The following is a 19,828-nucleotide window of genomic DNA, read 5'->3' as shown; positions in this document are numbered from 1 at the left end:
CCCGGAAGGGGCGGCCCGCGCGGGTGCCAGGCAGGTCGGTGCCGAACATGAGCGCTTCGGGGTTGACGGCGTGGATGCGGCGCAGCGTGTTGGCGACGTTCATGGAGACGCGGCCGAAACCGGTCGCCTTGACGCGGGCCCCGCGATCGACGAGGTCGAGCAGGTAGGGCAGGCCCTCGTCGGACATGCCGAGGTGGTCGATGGAGAAGGCGGGAAGTTTGGAGATGACCGGTTGCAGCGAGGTGAGCATCTTGCCGTCGATGTAGACCTCGACGTGCCAGCCGACCAGGTCGTGGGCGCGCAACGCCTGCAGGGTCATGGCGGTGATGTCGGCGGCGGCGCGTTTGACGTTGAAGCGCAGCGCCCGCACCCCGGCGCGATCCAGGTCGACGATCTCCTCGTCGGTCGCTTCGAGGTCGAGCGCGGTCACGCCGACCCAGCCTTCGCCCAACTCCGATAGTGCCGCCTTCAGGTAGCTCTGGTCGGTGCCTTGGAACGAACCGCTGACTACCGCGCCTCCGCGTATGTCGAAGCGCGACATGCGCTTTCGGTAGTCGGCGATGGTGAATGGGCCGGGCAGGTAGCCGTCGTTCTCGGCCAGCGGGAACCGCGGGTCGAAGATGTGGACATGGGCATCGAACACTTGTACAGAATGCCTCAGTCGTCGAGTTTCCGCTGTGGCGACGGTCGCCCGCAGGGTCGACCGCCGCTGTCTCGCGGTTTCTAGACCTTGTGCGGTTCGCTCGCGCGCAGCATGTCCTCGCGCTCGACGACCTTGACCCGCTCGCGGCCTTCGGGCTCGCCGAGTGCGCGTTCGTGGGCGTCGAGGCGGTACCAGCCCTGCCAGGTGGTGAACGGCACGCCCTTGGCCTCGAGGAAATCGGTCACGGCGTCGAGTTCGGGTTCGGGGGCCGAGACGAAGCCTTCGGCGTCGTCGAGCAGGCAGGCCACGGTCTCGTTGGCGTCGCCCTTGGTGTGACCGATGAGGCCGACCGGGCCGCGCTTGATCCAGCCGGTGACGTAGGTCGCGGGCACGAAACGCGCCTTGCCGTCGGCGTCCTCGTCGGCCAGTACGCGTCCGGCCTCGTTGGGCACGGTGCCTGCCTGGTCGTCGAAGGGCAGGTTGGTGATGTTCTGCGACAGGTAGCCGACCGCGCGGTACACGGCCTGGATGTCCCAGTCCTTGATGACCCCGGTGCCCTTGACGTTGCCGGTGCCGTCGAGTTCGGTGCGTTCGGTGCGCAGACCGATCACCTTGCCGTCGGCGTCGCCGACGATCTCGGCGGGAGATTCGAAGAAGTGCAGGAACAGCTTGTGCGGACGGTTGCCCTGGTCGCGGATCGCCCACTGCTCGAGGGTGTTGGCGACCATGTCGACCTGCTTGGAATGGCGGCGGGCCGCTTCCGAGCCTTCGTCGTAGTCGATGTCCTCGGGGGCGACGATGACCTCGATCGTCGGCGAGTGGTCGAGTTCACGCAGTTCCAGCGGGGTGAACTTGGCCTGGGCCGGGCCGCGGCGACCGAAGACGTGCACCTCGAGCGCCTTGTTGCCCTTCAGGCCCTCGTAGACGTTCGGCGGGATCTCGGTGGGCAGCAGTTCGTCACCGGTCTTGGCCAGCACGCGCGCCACGTCGAGCGCGACGTTGCCGACGCCGAGGACCGCGACCTTCTCCGCGTCCAGCGGCCAGGTGCGCGGCACGTCGGGGTGCCCGTCGTACCAGGAGACGAAGTCGGCGGCGCCGAAGGAGCCGTCGAGATCGATGCCGGGGATGTCGAGGGCGCGGTCGGCGTTCGCGCCGGTGGAGAAGATGACCGCGTCGTAGAAACGGCGTAGGTCGTCGAGGGTGATGTCGGTGCCGTAGTCGATATTGCCGAGCAGGCGGACCTGCTCTTTGTCGAGCACCTTGTGCAGGGCGGTGATGATGCCTTTGATGCGCGGGTGGTCGGGCGCGACGCCATAGCGGATCAGCCCGAACGGCGCGGGCATGCGCTCGTACAGGTCGATGCTGACGTCGGCGTCGGACTTCATCAACGCGTCGGCGGCATAGATGCCCGCCGGTCCCGCGCCGACAATGGCGATGCGGAGCGGACGGGCCGCCTGAGCATCACCGCTCGCTGCTGCACTCTGTTCGGTCATCTCTTCCGCGCACCCTTATGTTCGAAATTAATGGCGTTGGTCTTAGCTTAGGCTAAGTTCACGCGTCGTTCGGTCGCACCTCACGATGCGTGACGCTGGTGCTGCCGGCACGTGCCCGCACGTTGCCCAGGTCGCTACGACGGTGAGCTGTCATATGGCTATGACAGCAGGCCGCAGTCCCGCGATTCTATCGGTGGCATGTCATACGACCTATCAGGGTGTCGTGAACTGGATGGATGCCGTACCTCACGGCGATCACGAACGACCCGTGACACCAGCCTACCGACGCCGCTTCGGCACGGCACACGGTCGGACCGGACGGGCGCGGCGGGGGCGGACGTCGGATTCCCGCGCCGACCAGGGATCATCGAGGGATGACCGAGCAGCGCCCCGCCCCCGAGGACGACGAAGCGATCGTGGTCGATCAGACCGACAAACGCACGATGGCCCCGTTCATCGCGGCCGCCGTCTTCGCGGCGATCGTGCTGGTCGTGATCGTGGCGGGCGGGGTGTTCTCGCCCGCTGAGAAAAATGTCACAGAGGCCGACCGGATCGCGGCGGCCGCGCAGAACTACGCGAGCGCCCGCAACTCGACCGATTCGGTGCCGCCGCCGGGTGTGGCGTGCGACGGATTCGACGAGGGCAAGTCGCCGCTGGCCGGACAGTTCGCGGGGGGCGGATCGTCCGGAAGTTCGATCGAGATACCGAAAGTCGCGGAGCAGCGGGTCAACGGTGACCGGGGCAAGGCCGCCGTCACCGTGCGGGTCGACGGCCGCGTGAGCACCGAGACCTGGAACTTCCTCCGGGCGGGCGACAGGTGGGTGGTCTGTGGGTGACCGGTGCCCACGACCTGCCCGCGTGTCGCATATGAATGTTTGACATGTCGGCCGTCGGACGGGCAATCTCAGTTCAGGTCATGAGAACCAGCGTCAAGCCCCGGCTTGCTGGTCGGCAACCCTCCTCCGCGGTGGGGTGCTCCGGGTGACGACCCGGCCGCGCACCGAAAACGGGTGTGGCAAGTGCGGATTCACAGGAGGATCGACATGAGTTATGCCGGAGACATCACCCCGCAGCAGGCGTGGGAAATACTCCAGGAGCATCCCGAAGCCGTCCTGGTCGACGTGCGCACCGACGCGGAATGGCGTTTCGTCGGCGTGCCCGACACCAGCTCGATCGATCGGCCGACGGTGCTGATCGAATGGGTCGACAGCAACGGCGCCCGTAACACCGAATTCGCCGACCAGCTCGGCAAGGCCCTCGGGACGCGCGATCCGGAAGCACCCGTGGTCTTCCTGTGTCGCTCCGGTCAGCGTTCGGCGCATGCCGCGAATCTGGCGACCCAGCTCGGGATCGGCCCGTCCTACAACGTGCTGGACGGATTCGAGGGCGGCCTCGACAACTCCGGTCACCGCGGCGGCCAGGGCTGGCGTGCCACGGGTCTGCCCTGGCGGCAGTCGTGATCACCGGCGGCGCGTTCGACAAGCCGCTGCCCGACGACGTCGGTCCGGCGACCCTCGGTGTGCGCGGCGGTCTGCGCCGCTCCGGTTTCGAGGAGACCTCCGAGGCGCTGTACCTGACCTCCGGTTTCGTCTACGAGAGCGCCGAGGCGGCCGAGGCCGCGTTCACCGGCGACGTCGAACATTTCGTCTACTCCCGCTACGGCAACCCGACGGTCGCCATGTTCGAGGAGCGGATGCGTCTGCTCGACGGCGCGGAAGCCTGTTTCGCCACCGCGAGCGGCATGTCGGCCGTATTCACCTCGCTCGGAGCGCTTTTGAGCGCGGGCGATCGACTGGTGGCCGCGCGCAGCCTCTTCGGCTCCTGTTTCGTGGTGTGCAACGAGATCCTGCCGCGTTGGGGCATCGAAACCGTCTTCGTCGACGGCGAGGATCTGGACCAGTGGGAACAGGCGCTGTCGGTGCCGACGCAGGCGGTGTTCTTCGAGACCCCGGCCAACCCCATGCAGACCCTGGTCGATGTGCGCAAGGTCAGTGAACTCGCCCACGCGGCGGGCGCGAAGGTGGTGTTGGACAACGTCTTCGCCACCCCGCTGCTCCAGCGCGGGTTCGACCTCGGCGCCGACGTCCTCGTCTATTCGGGCACCAAACATATCGACGGTCAGGGCCGGGTACTCGGCGGCGCGATCCTCGGCCCGCAGGACTACATCGACGGTCCGGTGAAGAACCTGATGCGTCACACCGGTCCGGCACTGAGCCCGTTCAACGCGTGGACGCTGCTCAAGGGGCTCGAGACGATGCCGCTGCGGGTGCGGCATTCCACCGAATCGGCGCTGAGGATCGCGCGCTTCCTCGAGGGCAACGATTCGGTGAGCTGGGTGCGCTACCCCTATCTGGAATCGCATCCGCAGCACGCGCTGGCGACCAGCCAGATGAGCGGCGGCGGCACCGTGGTCACCTTCGAACTCGACGCGCCCGCGAACGAGGCGAAGAAACGGGCCTTCGAAGTGCTGAACCGGTTGCGGATCGTCGATATCTCGAACAATCTCGGCGATTCCAAGTCGCTCATCACCCATCCGGCCACCACGACGCACCGCGCCATGGGGCCCGAGGGGCGCGCCACCATCGGCCTGTCCGACGGGGTGGTGCGCATCTCGGTCGGCCTGGAGGATGTGGACGACCTGCTCGGAGACCTCGAGCGCGCGCTGCGCTGAGATTCGACGCGACACACGAAAGAACCCCGTCCCGACCGGGACGGGGTTCTTCGCGTTCATCGATCAGGCGAGCGCGCGCAGGCGGGGGCCGAGATCGCGTTCGAACAGTTCGAGGAACCGGCGCTGATCATGGCCGGGAGCGTGGAAGACCAGGTGGTTGAGCCCGGCGTCCAGGTACGGCTTGATCTGGGCGACGGCCTCGTCGGGGTCGCTGGCGACGATCCAGCGCTTGGCGATCTGTTCGATCGGCAGCGCGTCGGCGGCGGTTTCCATCTCGATCGGGTCGGTGATGCTGTGCTTCTGTTCGGCGGTCAGCGACAGCGGCGCCCAGAAACGGGTGTTCTCCAGCGCCAGTTCGGGATCGGTGTCGTAGGAGATCTTGATCTCGATCATCCGGTCGATATCGTCGACCGCGCGTCCGGCCTTGCCCGCGCCCTCGGCGACGGCGGGCATCAGCTTCTCGGTGTAGAGGTCCATACCCTTGCCCGAGGTGCAGATGAAACCGTCGCCCGCGCGACCGGCGTACCGGGCGACCAGCGGGCCGCCCGCGGCGATGTAGACGGGGATACCGCCCTTGGGCACGTCGTAGATGGAAGCGCCCACGGTCTTGTAGTACTGGCCCTCGAAATCGGTGCGCTCACCGGTCCACAGGGCGCGCATCAGGTCGACGGATTCGCGTAGCCGGGCGAACCGCTCCTTGAACTCCGGCCATTCCCCGGTGTAGCCGGTCGCGATCTCGTTGAGCGCCTCACCGGTGCCGACACCGAGCATCACGCGGTCCGGGTACAGGCAGCCCATGGTCGCGAAGGCCTGGGCGATCACCGCGGGGTTGTAGCGGAAGGTCGGGGTCAGCACCGAGGTGCCCAGCTGGATGCGCCGGGTGCGCTCACCCACCGCGGCCATCCAGGCCAGCGAGAACGGGGCATGTCCGCCCTTGTGCCGCCACGGCTGGAAATGATCGCTCACCGTCGCGCTGTCGAGTCCGTGTTCCTCGGCGAGCACCGCGATCTCGACCAGTTCACGCGGTCCGAATTGTTCCGCCGACGCCTTGTATCCGAGTTTGAGACCACTCATATGCGTCACTCCTTCGCTTCGCTGCCACGCATCCGGTGCGGGTATTTCCGACACCGGTCGGCCGCACGCGGGCGTTTCCCGCACCAGCGCCGCGTGCGGCGTACGGCTGATTCGACCATAGCCAGCCCGATTCGCGACGTTGTGCAGGGGCGCGTCCGACGGCCCGCCGCGCCGTGTCCGGGCGCTCCCGGCGCGGGTAGCCGATAATTGACTCGTGACTCCAGACGACGAGCCGATCCTGTCCTACCTCACCGATATGGACGGGGTGCTGGTCCACGAGGATCACCTCGTCCCCGGCGCCGACGATTTCCTCGCCGAATTGCGTGACAAACAGATCCCGTTCCTGGTCCTGACCAACAATTCGATTCGCACCCCGCGTGATCTGCAGGCCAGGCTGCGGCACAGCGGTCTCGACATCCCCGAGGACGCGATCTGGACCTCGGCGTTGGCGACCGCGACATTCCTCGACGACCAGCGCCCGAACGGCACCGCCTACGTGGTCGGGGAATCCGGTCTCACCACGGCACTGCACGAGATCGGCTATGTGCTGACCGATAGCGACCCGGATTACGTGGTACTCGGTGAGACCCGCACCTATTCGTTCGAAGCGATCACCACCGCCATTCGGCTGGTCGAACGCGGCGCTCGATTCATCGCCACCAATCCGGACGCGACCGGACCCTCACGCGACGGATTGCTTCCCGCGACCGGTTCGGTCGCCGCGCTCATCACCCGCGCCACCGGCAAGGACCCCTACTACGTCGGTAAACCGAATCCGCTCATGATGCGCTCGGCATTGCGGCGCATCGGCGCGCATTCGCAATCCACCGTGATGATCGGGGACAGGATGGATACCGATGTCGTCTCCGGTCTCGAGGCGGGTATGCGCACGATCCTGGTGACCACCGGAATCTCGACCCGGAATTCGGTCGAACAATATCCGTATCGGCCGACGGCGGTCATCGATTCGGTCGCCGATCTCGTCGGACGCACCTCGCGACCGTTCGGTGACTGAAACCCCCGGCGTCTCCGCGCGCGCGGAACGTGAAGCGCCCGTTGCGGTGTCGGGGGCGCGGTGTAGCTTCTCGGCCATGATTGCCGATGCACGAAGCTTCAAGGCGGACCAGGTGTCACGCGAGGAAATCCTGGCCGCGATCGAGGGGTTCCGGGAGGAATACAAGGCCGAGCAGATCACCGGGGCGCTCGACGATATCGAGAGCTACACCCTCGACATTCTGTTCGTGGCAGGGGATCTGCACATCCGAGGCGATCTGGACCTGTTCACCGAGGGGGCGTTCCTGCTGATCGTTCTCGGGGATCTCCGTGTCGACGGCGTGTACACCGACCAGGACGACCCGGAGACGTATCTGCTGGTCACCGGCGATATGCACGCCAGGGACGTGGTGACGGCGGGGTGGCTGGAAGTGCACGGAAGTCTGCGTGTCGACAGGCTCATCGGCGACTACAACGATTGCAGTGCCTATATCGGCGGAAGTGTGCTCGCCGACCTGTTCTACGGCGAAGAGCATTTCTTCACCATCGAGGGTGAGTTGGAAGCCGACGTCGTGGTCGGGAGACCGCGCCTGATGATCGACGACGAACCGGAGCCGATCGAACTCGACGATCCGAAACTGCTCGAGTATTTCGATCGGGAGCTGCTGCGAATTCTCGAGGACACCGCCGAGGACGGCACCCCGATCATCGACGTCGACGGCTTCAAGGATTTCCGAGAGGTGAAACACCGCGTCATCAAGGGAGTTCCGCTCAAGACCCCGTAGTCGCGTCGGTATCCGCCCACGGCGTGGTTCGGCGCCGTGGGATCACCGTTGCCCTTCGGCGCACGGTAGCAACGGTTTTCGCGGCTGACCCGAATGCCGATGCCGGTGTCGAAGAGATACCCCTGCGCACAGTTACCCGCCCTGGCCGCCGACTCGGCGGTCGCGCTCGATATCCGCGAGATGCTCGATATTGGCCCGATCGCCGGATTCCGCACTCGGACGTCCGGCGAACCACGCGTCGAGTATCTCGGTGAGTTCGGCGCCCGAGGTCGTGCGCAGGCTGAGCGCGAGCACGTTCGCGTCGTTCCAGGTGCGCGCCCCGGCGGCCGTCGCGGCATCCGCGCACAACGCGGCCCTGATCCCGGCGACCTTGTTCGCCGCGATCGACGCACCGGTTCCGGTCCAGCAGCACACGATGCCCTGATCGGCGCGGCCCTCGGCGACGTCACGCGCGACGGCTTCGCTCGCCCACGCCCAATCGTCGCGTTCGGTCTCCGACAGCGCGCCGTGCACCGTGGTCTCGAAACCGCGCCGCGCGAGTTCACGAACCACCTCGTCGGCGACCCCGGTCCGCTCGTCGGCCGAAACAGATATCCGCATGGGCCAAGGGTAGTGAGCGGCGGGACCGCGGGGAACACGGATCTCGGTCGGTACCGGGCGAATTCCCTCGCGCACCGACCGGGCCGCGCGTTGTGGACGCCGTAGCGTGGTTCGTGAACTCGCGCGACGTGGTGTCGACAGCGACACCCAGGCGAAAGGTGGGAGCCCGATCCGGTCAGGTCCGGTCGGTGATCGCGTCGAGCGCGGCCGACAGTTCGGTCAGCATCGCGACGATCTCGGCGAATCGTTGTTGTCCGAGCTCGGCGACGAGCCGGTCGGCGATCACCGCGTGCGCGGGTGTGATCCGCTCGACGGCGGCGCGCCCGTCCTCGGTCGAGGCGACCAGTTTGGCGCGCCGGTGCGCGGGATTCGGCCGGTATTCGGCCAAACCCCGGTCCACCACGATGTCGGCGATCCGCTGCACGCTCTGGCGGGTGATGCCCATGGCGCGGGCGATACCGGCCACCGGCAGCGGTTCGTGCAGGATCGCGCCGAGTACCTGCCACCATGCCGCCGTCAGCCCGGCGGGGACGGCCAATTCCTCCGCGATGGCGAGGAATTGGCCGTTGAGCCGGAACGAGGTGATCGCGGCCGTGCTGAAGAGTTGTTGATCGCCGGTTTCAGCCATGTCGGCTCCCGATGACTTCCGGGCATTCGTTCGTCACCGCGCGTCCGCCGTTCGCGCGTGTTCGTACTCGTCCAAGATCGCGTATGCTGCCGCGTCGTTGTCCGCGTAGAGCCGGTACCACGCCCGCAGGATATGCGGCTCGTAGACGCCGAGGCGGCCGAGGACCTCCCGGGCGAAGGCGAACGGCGCGGTGCCGGAGGCGGTGATGACATCGCCGTCGGTGACCGCGAGTTCCTCGACGTAATGCCCCGCGCCCGCGTACCCGCTGTACTCGAGAAATACGGCCGCGTTACTGGTGTGGCGCTTGCTGTCGAGCAGTCCGGCGCGCGCGAGCCCGAACGTGGCGCCGCAGATACCCGCCACCGGCACACCCGCCGCGACGAATTCGGTCGCCTTCTGCTCGAAGTCCGCCAGTTGACCGCTGATCCACTGATCCGCGCCGGGCAGGATCAACATCGCGCTCTGCTCGGGTGTCAGGTCGTCCAGCGTCATATCGGGAACGATCCGGACCCCGCCCATGGTGACGATCGGATCGCCGGTGCGCCCCACCGTTCTCACCTCGTAGGAACCGGGGGCCGTCTGCCATTCCGGTTTGTTGATATGCGCGATGGCGGCGCCGACCTCCCAATCGGCGAGGGTGTCGAAAACCGCCGTGTGTACCGTCTTCGAAGTCATGACAGTATGCTGTCATATTTGACAGCATACTGTCAATATCGACGGGTTCGATCCGGATCAGTCGCGGGTCAGGGCGAAGATGCGCAGGTCGCGGTCGGTGCGATCGCGATAGGCGGAATAGGCGCCGGTGATCTCCACGAATCGGGCGAAGATCGCGTCCTTGTCGGCCTCGGGAACGGCGGTGGCCTCGACGCGGATGCGTTCGCCCGCGATGGCGACGATGGCGGTCGGGTTCACCAGCAGATTGGCCGACCAGGCCGGGTGTCGTTGCTGTCCGAAGTTGCTGCCGATGACGTACAGGGTGTCGCCGTCGTGCACGTACAGCAGTGGCTGGGTGCGCGGCTGCCCGGATTTGCGGCCGATGGTGGTGAGCAGGATGACGGGTGCGCCGATCGGACCGAGCACGGTGTATCTGGCATCGGTGCGCTCGAGCAGGGCACGGTCCAGCGGAGTGAGCTGCCTGATGAACCAGGAACCGGGTTTCGTCGCCGCGAACCTGTTGGCCGCGCGGGCCACGACATTCGTACTCGACCCCCACTGTCGGTCGGGGAATTGCTGCGCCGTACCCATACCGGGACTATAGGCCGCGACGGCACCTAGGTCCGCCGGTTATAGCGGATCACCATCATCGCCCCGGTCGGTACGTGATTCTCCGGATAGTTGCCGAGTTCCGGCGGCCACCGGAGGTTACCGCTCATTAAGCTCGGCGATATGGCCGACTCACCTCCGTCCACCGTGTACATCGCCTCGCCGGAAGGCGACACCGGCAAATCGACGGTCGCACTCGGCGTACTCCAGATGCTGTGCGCCAGCACCGCCAGGGTCGGGGTGTTCCGGCCCATCACCCGGTCGACCGACGAGCCCGATTACATTCTGGAGCTGTTGCTCGAACACAGCACGGCCGATATCGACTACGCGCAGGCCGTCGGCGTCACCTACGAACAGGTGCACGCCGATCCCGATGCCGCGATCAGTGAAATCGTGATGCGGTTCCACGAGGTCGCCCGGGTCTGTGACGCGGTGGTCGTGATCGGCAGCGATTACACCGATGTCGCCAGCCCGAGCGAATTGCGTTTCAACGCCAGGATCGCGGTGAACCTCGGCGCGCCGGTGCTGCTGGTGGTGCGCGGGTCCGATCGCACCCCCGAGGAGGTGCGCCACCTCGTCGACCTGTGTGTCTCCGAACTCGACCAGGAACACGCGCAACTGGTCGCGATCATCGCCAACCGCTGCGAACCCGGTGACCTCGCCGAGATCTGTTCGGCCCTGGGAAGTTTCGAGGTGCCGTCGTGGACGTTACCCGAGGTCCCGCTGCTCATCGCGCCGACCATGGCCGAACTGTGCACGGCCGTCGACGGCGAGATGTACAGCGGCGACCCGGAACTGCTGCACCGCGAAGCACTGAAGATCATGGTGGGCGGCATGACGGCCGAACACATCCTGGAACGGCTGACCGACGGCGTCGTGGTGATCGCGCCCGGTGACCGTTCCGATGTCCTGCTCGCCGTCGTCAACGCGCACGAGGCGGCCGGATTCCCGTCGCTGTCGGGCATCATCATGAACGGCGGCATGCTGCCCCATCCGGCGGTCGCGCGGCTGATGGAGGGCCTCAAACCCCGACTACCCATTCTCCGAACGGAATTGGGCACCTACGACACCGCGAGCGCCGCCTATCGCACGCGCGGGCGCATGTCGGCCGGTAATCCGCGCAAGGTCAATACCGCGCTCGCGCTGATGGAACAGCACGTGGACGCGCTGGAACTGCTGCGCCGCATCGCGGTGCCGCGCACGAATATCGTCACCCCGCAGATGTTCGAATACCAGCTGATCGAGCGGGCGCGCGCCGACCGCAAACGCATCGTGCTGCCCGAAGGCGACGACGATCGCGTGCTGCGCGCGGCGGGCCGGGTACTGCAACGCAAGATCGCCGACCTGGTGATCCTCGGCGAGGAGGCCGGTGTGCGGGCAAGGGCCGCCGAACTCGGCGTCGATATCTCCGACGCCGAGGTGCTCAGCCCCCGGACCTCTGGCTACCTGGACAAATTCGCCGCCGAGTACACCGAATTGCGCAAGCACAAGGGCATGACCATCGAGCGCGCCCGCGAAATCGTGGTCGACATCTCGTATTTCGGCACCATGATGGTGCACAAGGGCATCGCCGACGGTATGGTCTCCGGCGCGGCGCACACCACCGCGCACACCATCCGCCCGTCCTTCGAGATCATCAGAACCGTTCCCGGCGTCTCCACGGTGTCCAGCGTCTTCCTGATGTGTCTGGCCGATCGGGTACTCGCCTACGGTGACTGCGCCGTCGTCCCCGATCCGAGTTCGGAACAACTCGCCGATATCGCGATCTCCTCGGCGAAGACCGCCGCACGTTTCGGCATCGACCCGCGTATCGCCATGCTGTCGTATTCGACCGGTGAATCAGGTAGCGGCGCCGACGTCGACAAGGTCAGGGTGGCGACCAAGCTGGTGCGCGAACGCGCCTCGGAACTGTTGGTGGAGGGGCCGATCCAGTACGACGCGGCGATCGAACCGACGGTCGCCACCACCAAACTCCCCGACTCCGCGGTCGCCGGACGCGCGACGGTGTTCATCTTCCCGGACCTCAATACCGGCAACAACACCTACAAAGCCGTGCAGCGCAGCGCGGGCGCGATCGCGATCGGTCCGGTGTTGCAGGGACTGAACAAGCCGGTCAACGACCTGTCGCGGGGTGCGCTGGTCGCCGACATCGTCAATACGGTGGCGATCACCGCGATCCAGGCGCAGGGCGAGTGAGCGGTGGGCGGGTAGGTCGATGGGCGGACAGGGGCAGAGTCGGTGCTGACGCGGCCCGTGGCAGCCTGGTGATCAGCGGTACGAGGAAGGCATGATGAGCGAACGCGCGGACGATCTGGTGCTGGTGATCAATTCCGGCTCCTCGTCCATCAAATACCAACTGCTCGACCCGGAATCGGGCGAGGTCGCGGCATCCGGGCTGGTCGAGCGGATCGGTGAGGAGCGCGGCTCGGTCGAGCATCGAGCCGACGGCAGGCGCATCGAACACGAGGGCCCGATCCCCGACCACAAGGCGGGCTTGCGCCTGGTCTTCGACATGTTCGCCGACACCGGCCACGATCTGGCCGCCGCCGGGGTGCGCGCGGTCGGTCACCGGGTGGTGCACGGCGGTGAGATCTTCTACGAGCCGACGCCGATCACCGACGATGTGGTGGCGGCGATCTCCGAATTATCCACTCTCGCACCGCTGCACAATCCGGCCAATGTCACCGGAATCGAGAGCACGCGCGAACTGCTGCCCGGTGTGCCGCAGGTCGCCGTCTTCGACACCGCGTTCTTCCACGGACTGCCCGAAGCCGCGAAAACCTACGCGATCGACGCGAAAGTCGCGGCGGCACACGGTATCCGGAAGTACGGGTTTCACGGAACCTCGCACGAATACGTGGCGGGACAGGTCGCCGAATTCCTGGATCGAGCGCCGGAGCGGACGAATCAGATCATCTTCCACCTCGGCAACGGGGCCTCCGCCTCGGCCGTCCGAGGCGGAGATCCGGCCGACACCACCATGGGGCTCACCCCGTTGGAAGGGCTGGTGATGGGCACCCGCGGTGGCGATCTCGATCCCGGAATCCTGCTGCACCTGATGCGCTCGGCCGGTCTCGACGTCGACGCCATAGATCAACTGCTCAACCGGAATTCCGGTATCAAGGGCCTGTCCGGCGTCAACGATTTCCGCGAATTGCAGCGACTCATCGACGCGGGCGACGAATCCGCCCGCCTCGCCTACGACGTCTACATCCACCGGCTGCGCCGCTACCTCGGCGCGTACCTGGTGGAATTGGGCCGCGTCGACGCCATCACCTTCACCGCGGGCGTCGGAGAGAACAGCCCCGCTGTCCGCGCCGACGCGCTGGCGGGATTGGAGAATTTCGGCATCACCGTCGACCCGGCCCGCAACACCGCGAAAGAGCGTGGCGCCAGGTATATCTCACCCGCGGGCGCGAAGGTCGCGGTCCTGGTCGTGCCGACCAACGAGGAACTGGCAATCGCCCGCGCCGCGAGCCGGGTGGTCTCCGAACGCGGCGGGCGATCGAATTCCGTCGAGAACGGGGGCCGCTGACCGCCTGTTTCTCGCGCTCGCCGAGTTCACAGCGCCGGTGAGGATGCCTGCGCCCAGAAGCGTTTCGGAATCCGTCCCGCGTGGCGGGCGAGGTAACCCGCTCGGACCGCCGATGCCATGGCCGCGGCCATCATCGCGGGCTCTTTGGCCCGGGTGACGGCGGTGGCGAGCAGGACGGCGGAGCAGCCGAGTTCCATGGCGAGGGCGGCGTCGCTGGCGGTGCCGATCCCCGCGTCGAGGATGACGGGCACGCCCGCGGCGGCGACGATCATCTCGATATTGTGCGGATTGCCGATGCCGAGGCCGGTGCCGATGGGGGAGCCGAGCGGCATGACCGCGACGCAACCCGTGTCTTCGAGGCGGCGGGCGAGGACCGGATCGTCGGTGGTGTAGGGCAGGACCTTGAACTCGTCGTCGACGAGTTGTTCGGCGGCGTCGAGCAACTCGACGGGATCGGGCAGCAGGGTGCGCTCGTCGGCGATCACCTCGAGTTTGACCCATTCGGTATCGAGCGCTTCGCGTGCCAGGCGCGCGGTCAGCACCGCCTCGGCCGCGGTGCGACAGCCCGCGGTATTGGGCAGCGGCATGATGTCGAGCCGTTTGAGCAGGTCGAGCACACCCGTACCGCCCGCCGCGTCGACCCGGCGCATGGCGACGGTGGTCAGTTCGGTGCCGGAGGCGAGCAGTGCCTCCTCCAGCACGCTCAGCGATTCCGCGCCGCCGGTGCCCATGATGAGCCGGGAATCGAAATCCCGGTCGGCGATCCGCAGGGGCGGTAGCCGGAGGGATTCAGCCACCCTGCACCGCCGTCAGCACCTCGATGGTCCAGCCGCGCCCGACCGGTTCGTCCCAACGCGACTTGGGGAAGACCACCCCGTCGACCGCGAGTGCCACACCTTTGCTCGGCAGGTTCAGTCGCGTCAGCAGTTCGCGGACACTGAGTGGTTCGCCGAATTCGTGATCCTCACCGTTCACGGTGACACCTATCGGGATTGATGTCGCGGTCATGGAACTCCTCCTACCGATGCGACGGGTGGCGTGATCGCCGTGGTGAAACGTCGTGGGTCGGCCGAGAGCGCCTCGGTGACCGGTGCGCCTTCGAGCCAACCGAGGGTGGCGTCGACGGTGAGCGGGACCGCGAGCATGCCGTTGCGGCCGTGGCCGGTCGCGGCGACGATCCGGTCGGTGAGTCTGCCGATCAGCGGCAGATTGTCCGGGGTGCCCGGACGCGAGCCCGCGATGGCCTCGGCCAGTTCGTATTCGCCGATGCCGGGCACGACGGCTTCGGCGTCGGCGATGAGATCGCGCACACCGGCCACGGTGACGGTCGTGTCGAAACCCGCTTCGTACTGTGTCGCCCCGACGACGATGCCGTCGCCGCGCGGCACCAGATATACCGACCTGCCGTGCACCCGCGCCCGGATGACACGGGTCGGCGCGGGCGCGGCTCCCGGCCGATGACGCAGGCGCAGGATCTCGCCCTTGACCGGACGCACCGGCAGTTCGGGTCGCAGCCGCGCCGATCGCGCGCCCGCGGCGAGCACGATCTGGTCGAAGGGCAGGTCGTCGAGGTCGTCGACGGTCTCGGCGCGCGTGTGGACCCCGGCGTCCGCGCACGCGCGGCGCAGGCCGTCGAGCAGTCGCCTGTTGTCGATGGCGGGTTCGGCGGGGGCGAGCAGTCCGGCGCGCACGGTGCGGGCGAGCGCGGGTTCGGCGGCGCGGACCTGCCGACGGTCGAGTACGCGCAGATCGTGACCGTGTCCGCCGACCCATTCGGCGACGGTGCGCAGATCGGCGACGTCGGCGGTGTCGAGTGCGACGGTCAGCGTCTCGTCGGCCACGAAAACCCGTACCCCGGTCGCGGTCTCCAGACGCTCGGCGAAATCCGGCCAGCGGACAAGGGACGCGGCCCCGAACTCCAGCACCCGATCCTCGCCGGGCCAGCCCTCCGACAGCGGGGCGAGCATGCCACCGGCCACCCAGGAGGCTCCGGAACCGACGGCGGGATCGAACAGGGTGACCGACCAGCCCGACTCGGCCGCGCGCCACGCGATGGCGAGACCGATGGCGCCGCCACCGACTACGGCCAGCGTCCGCACTATTCTCACCTGCCTTCTGACCTCCGTGTTCGCATCCCCACGGTAGCGCGGCTACGGTCGAGGGCGTGCAACCCTCCCACCCCAACCGACCCTTGCCGCCGAGGGAACGTCTGGCGACCGCGCGGCTCTATCTCTGCACGGACGCGCGGCGGGACCGGGGTGATCTGGCCAAGTTCGCCGAAGCGGCGTTCGCGGGCGGCGTCGACATCATCCAGTTGCGCGACAAGGGTTCGCCCGGTGAGGCGAAATTCGGGCCGTTGGAGGCCAAGGCCGAACTCGGCGCACTGGCGGAATTGAAATCGGCCGCGCGCAGGCACGGCGGACTGGTCGCGGTGAACGATCGCGCCGATATCGCGCTGGCCGCGGGCGCGGACGTACTGCATCTCGGTCAGGGGGATCTGCCGCCCTACTACGCCCGCCGCATCGTGGGGCCGGATGTGGTGATCGGGCGTTCGACCCACAACAGGAACCAGGCCGGACTGGCCGCCATCGACGACCACATCGACTACTTCTGCACCGGCCCGGTCTGGGCGACGCCCACCAAGCCCGGCCGTCAGCCCGCGAGCCTCGACCTGATCCGGTCCACGGCCGACGCGCATCCGACCCGGCCCTGGTTCGCCATCGGCGGGATCGACGCCGGACGACTGCCCGAACTACTGGAAGCGGGCGCGGACCGGATCGTGGTCGTGCGGGCCATCACCGAGGCGCGCGATCCGGAGGCCGCCGCCCGCGAGCTGAAGATCGCGCTGCTGGAGAACGCCTGAATCCCTCGGTGTCCCCGTTCGATGTCGCCGGGGGCAGGGTCACCGCCGTGTCGACGCGGACACGGCCGACACCGCGTCGCTCAGGACAGCACTTGCTCGCGTGTCAGCGACAGCGCCGATCCCGCACTTTCGGACGAATCGGGCGCCGCACCGCCGATCGCGGACACCTCGGCAGCAACCCCGTCCACGATCTCGGCGTGGGCGCCGGGTCCGTCCGGATCCGAATGCAGCCAGACGAAGCCCTGTTCGGCCAGATCCACGACGCGCGGGAGGGCGCTCGCGAGGGTGACGGCGTCCGCGTAACCGTCCAGGCACACGCGGGCGGGCGCGGCACGCAGCGCGGGCCAGGCGGCCGCGAAACCGGGGTGCAGCGGCCGGTCGGCGACCTCGTCCTCCGGCACCCAGGCCAGCGCCGTGCTCTCCCGGTTGAGGCTGGTGGACAGGGTTGTCGTGGTGTCGGCGACGACCGTGGTGTAGATCCAGCCGCCCGGCGCCATCGCCGTCACGCGCTCGCCGCGCACCCGGACCACATCCGGTTCGATGCCCGCCTCTTCCCATGCCTCGCGGACGGCGGCCTTCATCGGCGTCTCGTGACTGTCGAGCGCACCGCCGGGCAGTGCCCAGGTGCCGCCCTGATGGCTCCAGGGGGCGCGGTGCTGGAGCAGTACCGCGACACCGCCGCCGTCGAGCGGGGCCCGCAGCAACAATCCGGCAGCGCCGTATCGGCCCCAGTACCGTTTACCGTCCGGGTCCCGCGACCATCCGTCACCGTCACCACGCATCGCTATCCATCCTCATCCAGCCGCTGCCGTGTTTCACCGCACTGCCTACCCGGGGGTGTCTCACACGCCGCGGCACCGGTAGAACAACAATAAACTGCGACGCAGGCGTCCACATGGGGCGCGGACCCGGAGGTGCACATGGCTCGGACCGAGCAACCGGCGGCCTCGCGGCCACCGTCGGTCGGTGCCGAACCGGCGCGCAAGCACTTCGGTGGGCCGCAGGCGGTGGCGCTGCGCCGACAGTTGGACGCCGTCGATCTACGATTCTTCGTGCAGTCCTCACCCGCCCGCCTGATTGCTCTGGGATTGCTCCTGATCGGATTGTGCCTCGCCGCGGGCGTCCTCACGGCGGGTGCGGTCGGTGAGCGCCAGCAGTCGCTCGAGGTGCTGCTCGACGACACCGAACCCGACGCCCATTCCGCCGATCGGCTCTATACGACCCTGTCGATCGCCGACGCCGCCGCGAGCACGGCCTTCATCGCGGGCGGTGTCGAGCCGGAAGTGGTGCGCGACAGGTACTCACAGGCCGTGGGCGAGGCCGCCGCGGAACTGATCACCCAGTCCGGCCACGCCGCGGGCGCGATCTCCGACACCTCCGCCGACGTCCGGCTGCGGACCGGAATCGCCACCGGCCTGCCCGTCTACACCGGCCTCGTCGAGACCGCCCGCACCAACAACCGCATCGGAAACCCGGTCGGCGCGGCATATCTGAGCGAAGCGTCCAATCAGATGCAGACCACGCTGCTGCCGATGGCCGAGGAACTCCACGACCACCGCTCCGACGCGGTCGACGCCGCCCAGCGCCATCACGTGCGCCCGCCGTGGACGGCGATCGTGCTCCTCGTCCTCGCCTCGGGCGTATTGGTATGGGCCCAGGTCGATGTGGCCAAGCGGTGGCATCGCACGTTCAACGCCGGACTGCTGCTCTCCTCCGGCGCGATGCTGATCCTGTTGGCGTGGACCGTGATCGCCGGTTCGGTCTCGGCGGCGGCGATGATCCACGGCCGAGACGACGGCGCGGTGCCCTCCTCCCGGCTGGCCGAGAGCCGCATCCTGACCCAGCAGGCCCGTTCGGCCGAAACCCTGAAGTTGGTGCGCCGCGACGCGACCGGCGACTACGACCGCGTCTACGACATCGGCACGGCCCGGTTGGAGGAACTCCTCGTCGGATATCCGGGTGACGCGCCCGCCGCCGACGAGGTACGCGACGCCCGCGCCGCACTCGATCGCTGGCGCGCGGCCCATCAGCGCATGAACGAGACGTTGGCACGCGGTGATTTCCAGGGCGCGGCCGCGGTCGCGACCGGTCCCGGCGCCGCGGACGCCGCAGCGCAGGTCGCCGCACTCGATCGCGCACTCGACGACGGAATCACCGAGACGAGGAATACGTTGCGTGCCAACATATCCCGTGCCACCGGAATTCTGGGTTTCCTCGCGCCCGGCGCGCAGGTACTCGGGATAGCCGCCGCGGGCTACGTGCTGATCGGCCTGTGGCCGCGACTGCGGGAGTACCGGTGAAGCGGGTGCGCGGCCTGCTGGCCGCCCTCGCCGTGGCCGCGCTGGTGAGCGGCTGCGCGGGCAACGCGCCCGACGCGCCCGGCCGCTCCGGCGACTACACCGAACCCCCGCTGCCCGCCGACGCCGTTCCGGTGCTGACGGATATGCCGCTGCCGCCCTCGCCCGATATCCCGTGCACCGACCCGACCGCGAGTCTGCGTCCCAACGGCTCGGAGCGCGGCGCGACCCTGGACGCCATTCGCGCCCGCGGTCGCCTGGTCGTCGGATTGGACGCGGGCAGTAACCTTTTCAGCTTCCGCGATCCGCTCACCGGCGCCATCGTCGGCTTCGACGCCGATATCGCGCGCGAGGTCGCCCGCGATCTGCTCGGCAGCCCGGATCTGATCGAGTACCGCAGTCTCGGATCGGCCGAACGCGAAGGCGCCCTCCAGAACCACAGCGTGGACATCGTCGCCAAGACCATGACCATCACCTGCGAGCGGCGTCAGCGCGTGGAATTCTCCACCGTGTACCTGAAGGCCGGTCAGCGGGTGCTCGCGATGAAGAATTCCGGAATCGGCGGCCTCGCCGACCTCGCGGGCAAACGGGTGTGCGTCGTGCGCGGCACCACCTCGCTCGACCGGATCCGCCGTGAACAGCCCGCCGCCACCATCCTCACCGTGCCGACCTGGGCCGACTGCCTGGTCGTCCTCCAGCAGCGCCAGCGTGCGCGTGCCGCCGATCACCAGGTCGGCGCGGCGCAGCAGCGCGAGCGCAGTGGCGCTCAGGCTGGCGGCGCCGTCGTCCAGCACGCCGATCACGCGGCAGGGCTGGGGGTCTTTCTCGAGCAGGTTGGTGTTCGTCATCGTGAGGTGCCGTCAGGCGTTGGCGGCCGGCCCGGAGGCGGCCTCGGTGATCTTGCTGCCGTCGAAATCGCAGACCAGCACGGTGAGGTGGAAGCGGTCGCCGTAGCGGTCGGGCGCCGTCAGCGTCTGCACCAC

Annotated in this window: 21 protein-coding genes and 1 riboswitch; of the genes, 10 read left to right on the top strand and 11 right to left on the bottom strand. The window is 67.9% G+C overall.

The annotated features are described in order from the left end of the window. On the bottom strand, positions 1 to 643 hold a 643-nt coding region (locus JZ792_RS36755), incomplete at its 3' end, for an amidohydrolase family protein (RefSeq protein ID WP_216917507.1). Between the two features lie 80 nt (positions 644 to 723). After that, positions 724 to 2,136 (bottom strand): FAD-dependent oxidoreductase, encoded by a 1,413-nt coding sequence (locus tag JZ792_RS36750; RefSeq protein ID WP_216917506.1) that lies wholly within the window; start codon positions 2,134 to 2,136, stop codon positions 724 to 726. Positions 2,137 to 2,510: 374 nt separating this feature from the next. Here JZ792_RS36750 and JZ792_RS36745 point away from each other — a divergent pair, with 374 nt between their 5' ends. From JZ792_RS36745 to JZ792_RS36735, 3 genes are all read left to right on the top strand, one after another. Beyond that, complete coding sequence (locus JZ792_RS36745) at positions 2,511 to 2,972, top strand: Rv0361 family membrane protein (RefSeq protein WP_216917505.1); 462 nt, start codon at positions 2,511 to 2,513, stop codon at positions 2,970 to 2,972. Between the two features lie 76 nt (positions 2,973 to 3,048). After that, a riboswitch (SAM riboswitch) is annotated at positions 3,049 to 3,164 on the top strand. Between the two features lie 15 nt (positions 3,165 to 3,179). Continuing rightward, complete coding sequence (locus JZ792_RS36740) at positions 3,180 to 3,596, top strand: rhodanese-like domain-containing protein (protein WP_216917504.1); 417 nt, start codon at positions 3,180 to 3,182, stop codon at positions 3,594 to 3,596. Then, positions 3,593 to 4,807: an O-succinylhomoserine sulfhydrylase gene (locus JZ792_RS36735; RefSeq protein ID WP_216917503.1), complete on the top strand. Its 1,215-nt coding sequence runs from the start codon at positions 3,593 to 3,595 to the stop codon at positions 4,805 to 4,807. The genes JZ792_RS36740 and JZ792_RS36735 overlap by 4 nt, the downstream gene beginning before the upstream one ends. Before the next feature lie 63 nt (positions 4,808 to 4,870). Here the strand turns inward: JZ792_RS36735 and fgd are convergent, their stop codons facing one another. Beyond that, positions 4,871 to 5,881 (bottom strand): glucose-6-phosphate dehydrogenase (coenzyme-F420), encoded by a 1,011-nt coding sequence (fgd, locus tag JZ792_RS36730; protein ID WP_216917502.1) that lies wholly within the window; start codon positions 5,879 to 5,881, stop codon positions 4,871 to 4,873. A 256-nt stretch (positions 5,882 to 6,137) separates the two neighbouring features. Between fgd and JZ792_RS36725 the strand changes: the two genes are divergently transcribed. Then, positions 6,138 to 6,896, top strand: a complete 759-nt coding sequence (locus JZ792_RS36725) for an HAD-IIA family hydrolase (RefSeq protein ID WP_109529173.1) — start codon at positions 6,138 to 6,140, stop codon at positions 6,894 to 6,896. Positions 6,897 to 6,972: 76 nt separating this feature from the next. Then, positions 6,973 to 7,659, top strand: a complete 687-nt coding sequence (locus tag JZ792_RS36720; RefSeq protein WP_216917501.1) for a hypothetical protein — start codon at positions 6,973 to 6,975, stop codon at positions 7,657 to 7,659. A gap of 132 nt (positions 7,660 to 7,791) precedes the next feature. Here the strand turns inward: JZ792_RS36720 and JZ792_RS36715 are convergent, their stop codons facing one another. From JZ792_RS36715 to JZ792_RS36700, 4 genes are all read right to left on the bottom strand, one after another. Further along, entirely contained in the window at positions 7,792 to 8,259 is a 468-nt protein-coding gene (locus JZ792_RS36715; RefSeq protein WP_216917500.1) for an RpiB/LacA/LacB family sugar-phosphate isomerase, read from the bottom strand. 175 nt (positions 8,260 to 8,434) lie between these two features. Further along, on the bottom strand, positions 8,435 to 8,887 hold the full coding sequence (locus JZ792_RS36710) for a MarR family winged helix-turn-helix transcriptional regulator (protein ID WP_216917499.1): 453 nt from the start codon (positions 8,885 to 8,887) through the stop codon (positions 8,435 to 8,437). Positions 8,888 to 8,920: 33 nt separating this feature from the next. Continuing rightward, positions 8,921 to 9,562 (bottom strand): type 1 glutamine amidotransferase family protein, encoded by a 642-nt coding sequence (locus JZ792_RS36705; RefSeq protein ID WP_216917498.1) that lies wholly within the window; start codon positions 9,560 to 9,562, stop codon positions 8,921 to 8,923. A gap of 57 nt (positions 9,563 to 9,619) precedes the next feature. Further along, positions 9,620 to 10,132, bottom strand: a complete 513-nt coding sequence (locus tag JZ792_RS36700; protein ID WP_216917497.1) for a nitroreductase family deazaflavin-dependent oxidoreductase — start codon at positions 10,130 to 10,132, stop codon at positions 9,620 to 9,622. A gap of 141 nt (positions 10,133 to 10,273) precedes the next feature. Here JZ792_RS36700 and pta point away from each other — a divergent pair, with 141 nt between their 5' ends. Both pta and JZ792_RS36690 read left to right on the top strand, forming a co-directional pair. Continuing rightward, positions 10,274 to 12,346, top strand: a complete 2,073-nt coding sequence (gene pta / locus JZ792_RS36695; protein WP_216917496.1) for a phosphate acetyltransferase — start codon at positions 10,274 to 10,276, stop codon at positions 12,344 to 12,346. A gap of 94 nt (positions 12,347 to 12,440) precedes the next feature. After that, positions 12,441 to 13,685, top strand: coding sequence for an acetate kinase (locus JZ792_RS36690; protein ID WP_216917495.1), 1,245 nt, complete (start codon positions 12,441 to 12,443; stop codon positions 13,683 to 13,685). A gap of 26 nt (positions 13,686 to 13,711) precedes the next feature. Here JZ792_RS36690 and JZ792_RS36685 read toward each other — a convergent pair whose 3' ends face one another. The 3 genes from JZ792_RS36685 to thiO are packed head-to-tail and all read right to left on the bottom strand — an operon-like array spanning position 13,712 to position 15,784. Then, positions 13,712 to 14,482 (bottom strand): thiazole synthase, encoded by a 771-nt coding sequence (locus tag JZ792_RS36685; protein WP_216917494.1) that lies wholly within the window; start codon positions 14,480 to 14,482, stop codon positions 13,712 to 13,714. After that, positions 14,475 to 14,693: a sulfur carrier protein ThiS gene (gene thiS, locus JZ792_RS36680; protein WP_109529031.1), complete on the bottom strand. Its 219-nt coding sequence runs from the start codon at positions 14,691 to 14,693 to the stop codon at positions 14,475 to 14,477. Before thiS ends, JZ792_RS36685 begins: the two co-directional genes overlap by 8 nt. Beyond that, positions 14,690 to 15,784 (bottom strand): glycine oxidase ThiO, encoded by a 1,095-nt coding sequence (thiO, locus tag JZ792_RS36675; protein WP_216917508.1) that lies wholly within the window; start codon positions 15,782 to 15,784, stop codon positions 14,690 to 14,692. The genes thiS and thiO overlap by 4 nt, the downstream gene beginning before the upstream one ends. Positions 15,785 to 15,849: 65 nt before the next feature. Here thiO and thiE point away from each other — a divergent pair, with 65 nt between their 5' ends. Further along, on the top strand, positions 15,850 to 16,548 hold the full coding sequence (gene thiE, locus JZ792_RS36670) for a thiamine phosphate synthase (RefSeq protein ID WP_216917493.1): 699 nt from the start codon (positions 15,850 to 15,852) through the stop codon (positions 16,546 to 16,548). An 80-nt stretch (positions 16,549 to 16,628) separates the two neighbouring features. Here the strand turns inward: thiE and JZ792_RS36665 are convergent, their stop codons facing one another. Continuing rightward, the gene (locus tag JZ792_RS36665; protein ID WP_216917492.1) at positions 16,629 to 17,330 is read right to left on the bottom strand and encodes an NUDIX domain-containing protein; all 702 of its coding nucleotides are present in this window, start codon (positions 17,328 to 17,330) and stop codon (positions 16,629 to 16,631) included. 138 nt (positions 17,331 to 17,468) lie between these two features. Between JZ792_RS36665 and JZ792_RS36660 the strand changes: the two genes are divergently transcribed. Both JZ792_RS36660 and JZ792_RS36655 read left to right on the top strand, forming a co-directional pair. After that, positions 17,469 to 18,848 (top strand): GlnX family signal transduction membrane protein, encoded by a 1,380-nt coding sequence (locus tag JZ792_RS36660; RefSeq protein ID WP_216917491.1) that lies wholly within the window; start codon positions 17,469 to 17,471, stop codon positions 18,846 to 18,848. Beyond that, positions 18,845 to 19,828: transporter substrate-binding domain-containing protein (locus JZ792_RS36655; RefSeq protein ID WP_216917490.1), on the top strand; the 984-nt coding region annotated here is incomplete at its 3' end. The genes JZ792_RS36660 and JZ792_RS36655, both read left to right, overlap by 4 nt.

Source organism: Nocardia noduli, assembly GCF_019038455.1.
Classification (GTDB): domain Bacteria; phylum Actinomycetota; class Actinomycetes; order Mycobacteriales; family Mycobacteriaceae; genus Nocardia; species Nocardia noduli.
Note: the sequence above shows the minus strand (reverse complement) of the source record. Positions and strands in the feature narration are given on the sequence as shown.

Bases quoted from the DNA above. Each gene is read 5' to 3' on its own strand.
- JZ792_RS36750 (WP_216917506.1), bottom strand. From the start codon at position 2,136: ATGACCGAACAGAGTGCAGCAGCGAGCGGTGATGCTCAGGCGGCCCGT.
- JZ792_RS36745 (WP_216917505.1), top strand. From the start codon at position 2,511: ATGACCGAGCAGCGCCCCGCCCCCGAGGACGACGAAGCGATCGTGGTC.
- JZ792_RS36740 (WP_216917504.1), top strand. From the start codon at position 3,180: ATGAGTTATGCCGGAGACATCACCCCGCAGCAGGCGTGGGAAATACTC.
- fgd (WP_216917502.1), bottom strand. From the start codon at position 5,881: ATGAGTGGTCTCAAACTCGGATACAAGGCGTCGGCGGAACAATTCGGA.
- JZ792_RS36725 (WP_109529173.1), top strand. From the start codon at position 6,138: ATGGACGGGGTGCTGGTCCACGAGGATCACCTCGTCCCCGGCGCCGAC.
- JZ792_RS36720 (WP_216917501.1), top strand. From the start codon at position 6,973: ATGATTGCCGATGCACGAAGCTTCAAGGCGGACCAGGTGTCACGCGAG.
- JZ792_RS36715 (WP_216917500.1), bottom strand. From the start codon at position 8,259: ATGCGGATATCTGTTTCGGCCGACGAGCGGACCGGGGTCGCCGACGAG.
- JZ792_RS36710 (WP_216917499.1), bottom strand. From the start codon at position 8,887: ATGGCTGAAACCGGCGATCAACAACTCTTCAGCACGGCCGCGATCACC.
- JZ792_RS36705 (WP_216917498.1), bottom strand. From the start codon at position 9,562: ATGACTTCGAAGACGGTACACACGGCGGTTTTCGACACCCTCGCCGAT.
- JZ792_RS36700 (WP_216917497.1), bottom strand. From the start codon at position 10,132: ATGGGTACGGCGCAGCAATTCCCCGACCGACAGTGGGGGTCGAGTACG.
- pta (WP_216917496.1), top strand. From the start codon at position 10,274: ATGGCCGACTCACCTCCGTCCACCGTGTACATCGCCTCGCCGGAAGGC.
- JZ792_RS36690 (WP_216917495.1), top strand. From the start codon at position 12,441: ATGAGCGAACGCGCGGACGATCTGGTGCTGGTGATCAATTCCGGCTCC.
- thiS (WP_109529031.1), bottom strand. From the start codon at position 14,693: ATGACCGCGACATCAATCCCGATAGGTGTCACCGTGAACGGTGAGGAT.
- JZ792_RS36665 (WP_216917492.1), bottom strand. From the start codon at position 17,330: ATGCGTGGTGACGGTGACGGATGGTCGCGGGACCCGGACGGTAAACGG.
- JZ792_RS36660 (WP_216917491.1), top strand. From the start codon at position 17,469: ATGGCTCGGACCGAGCAACCGGCGGCCTCGCGGCCACCGTCGGTCGGT.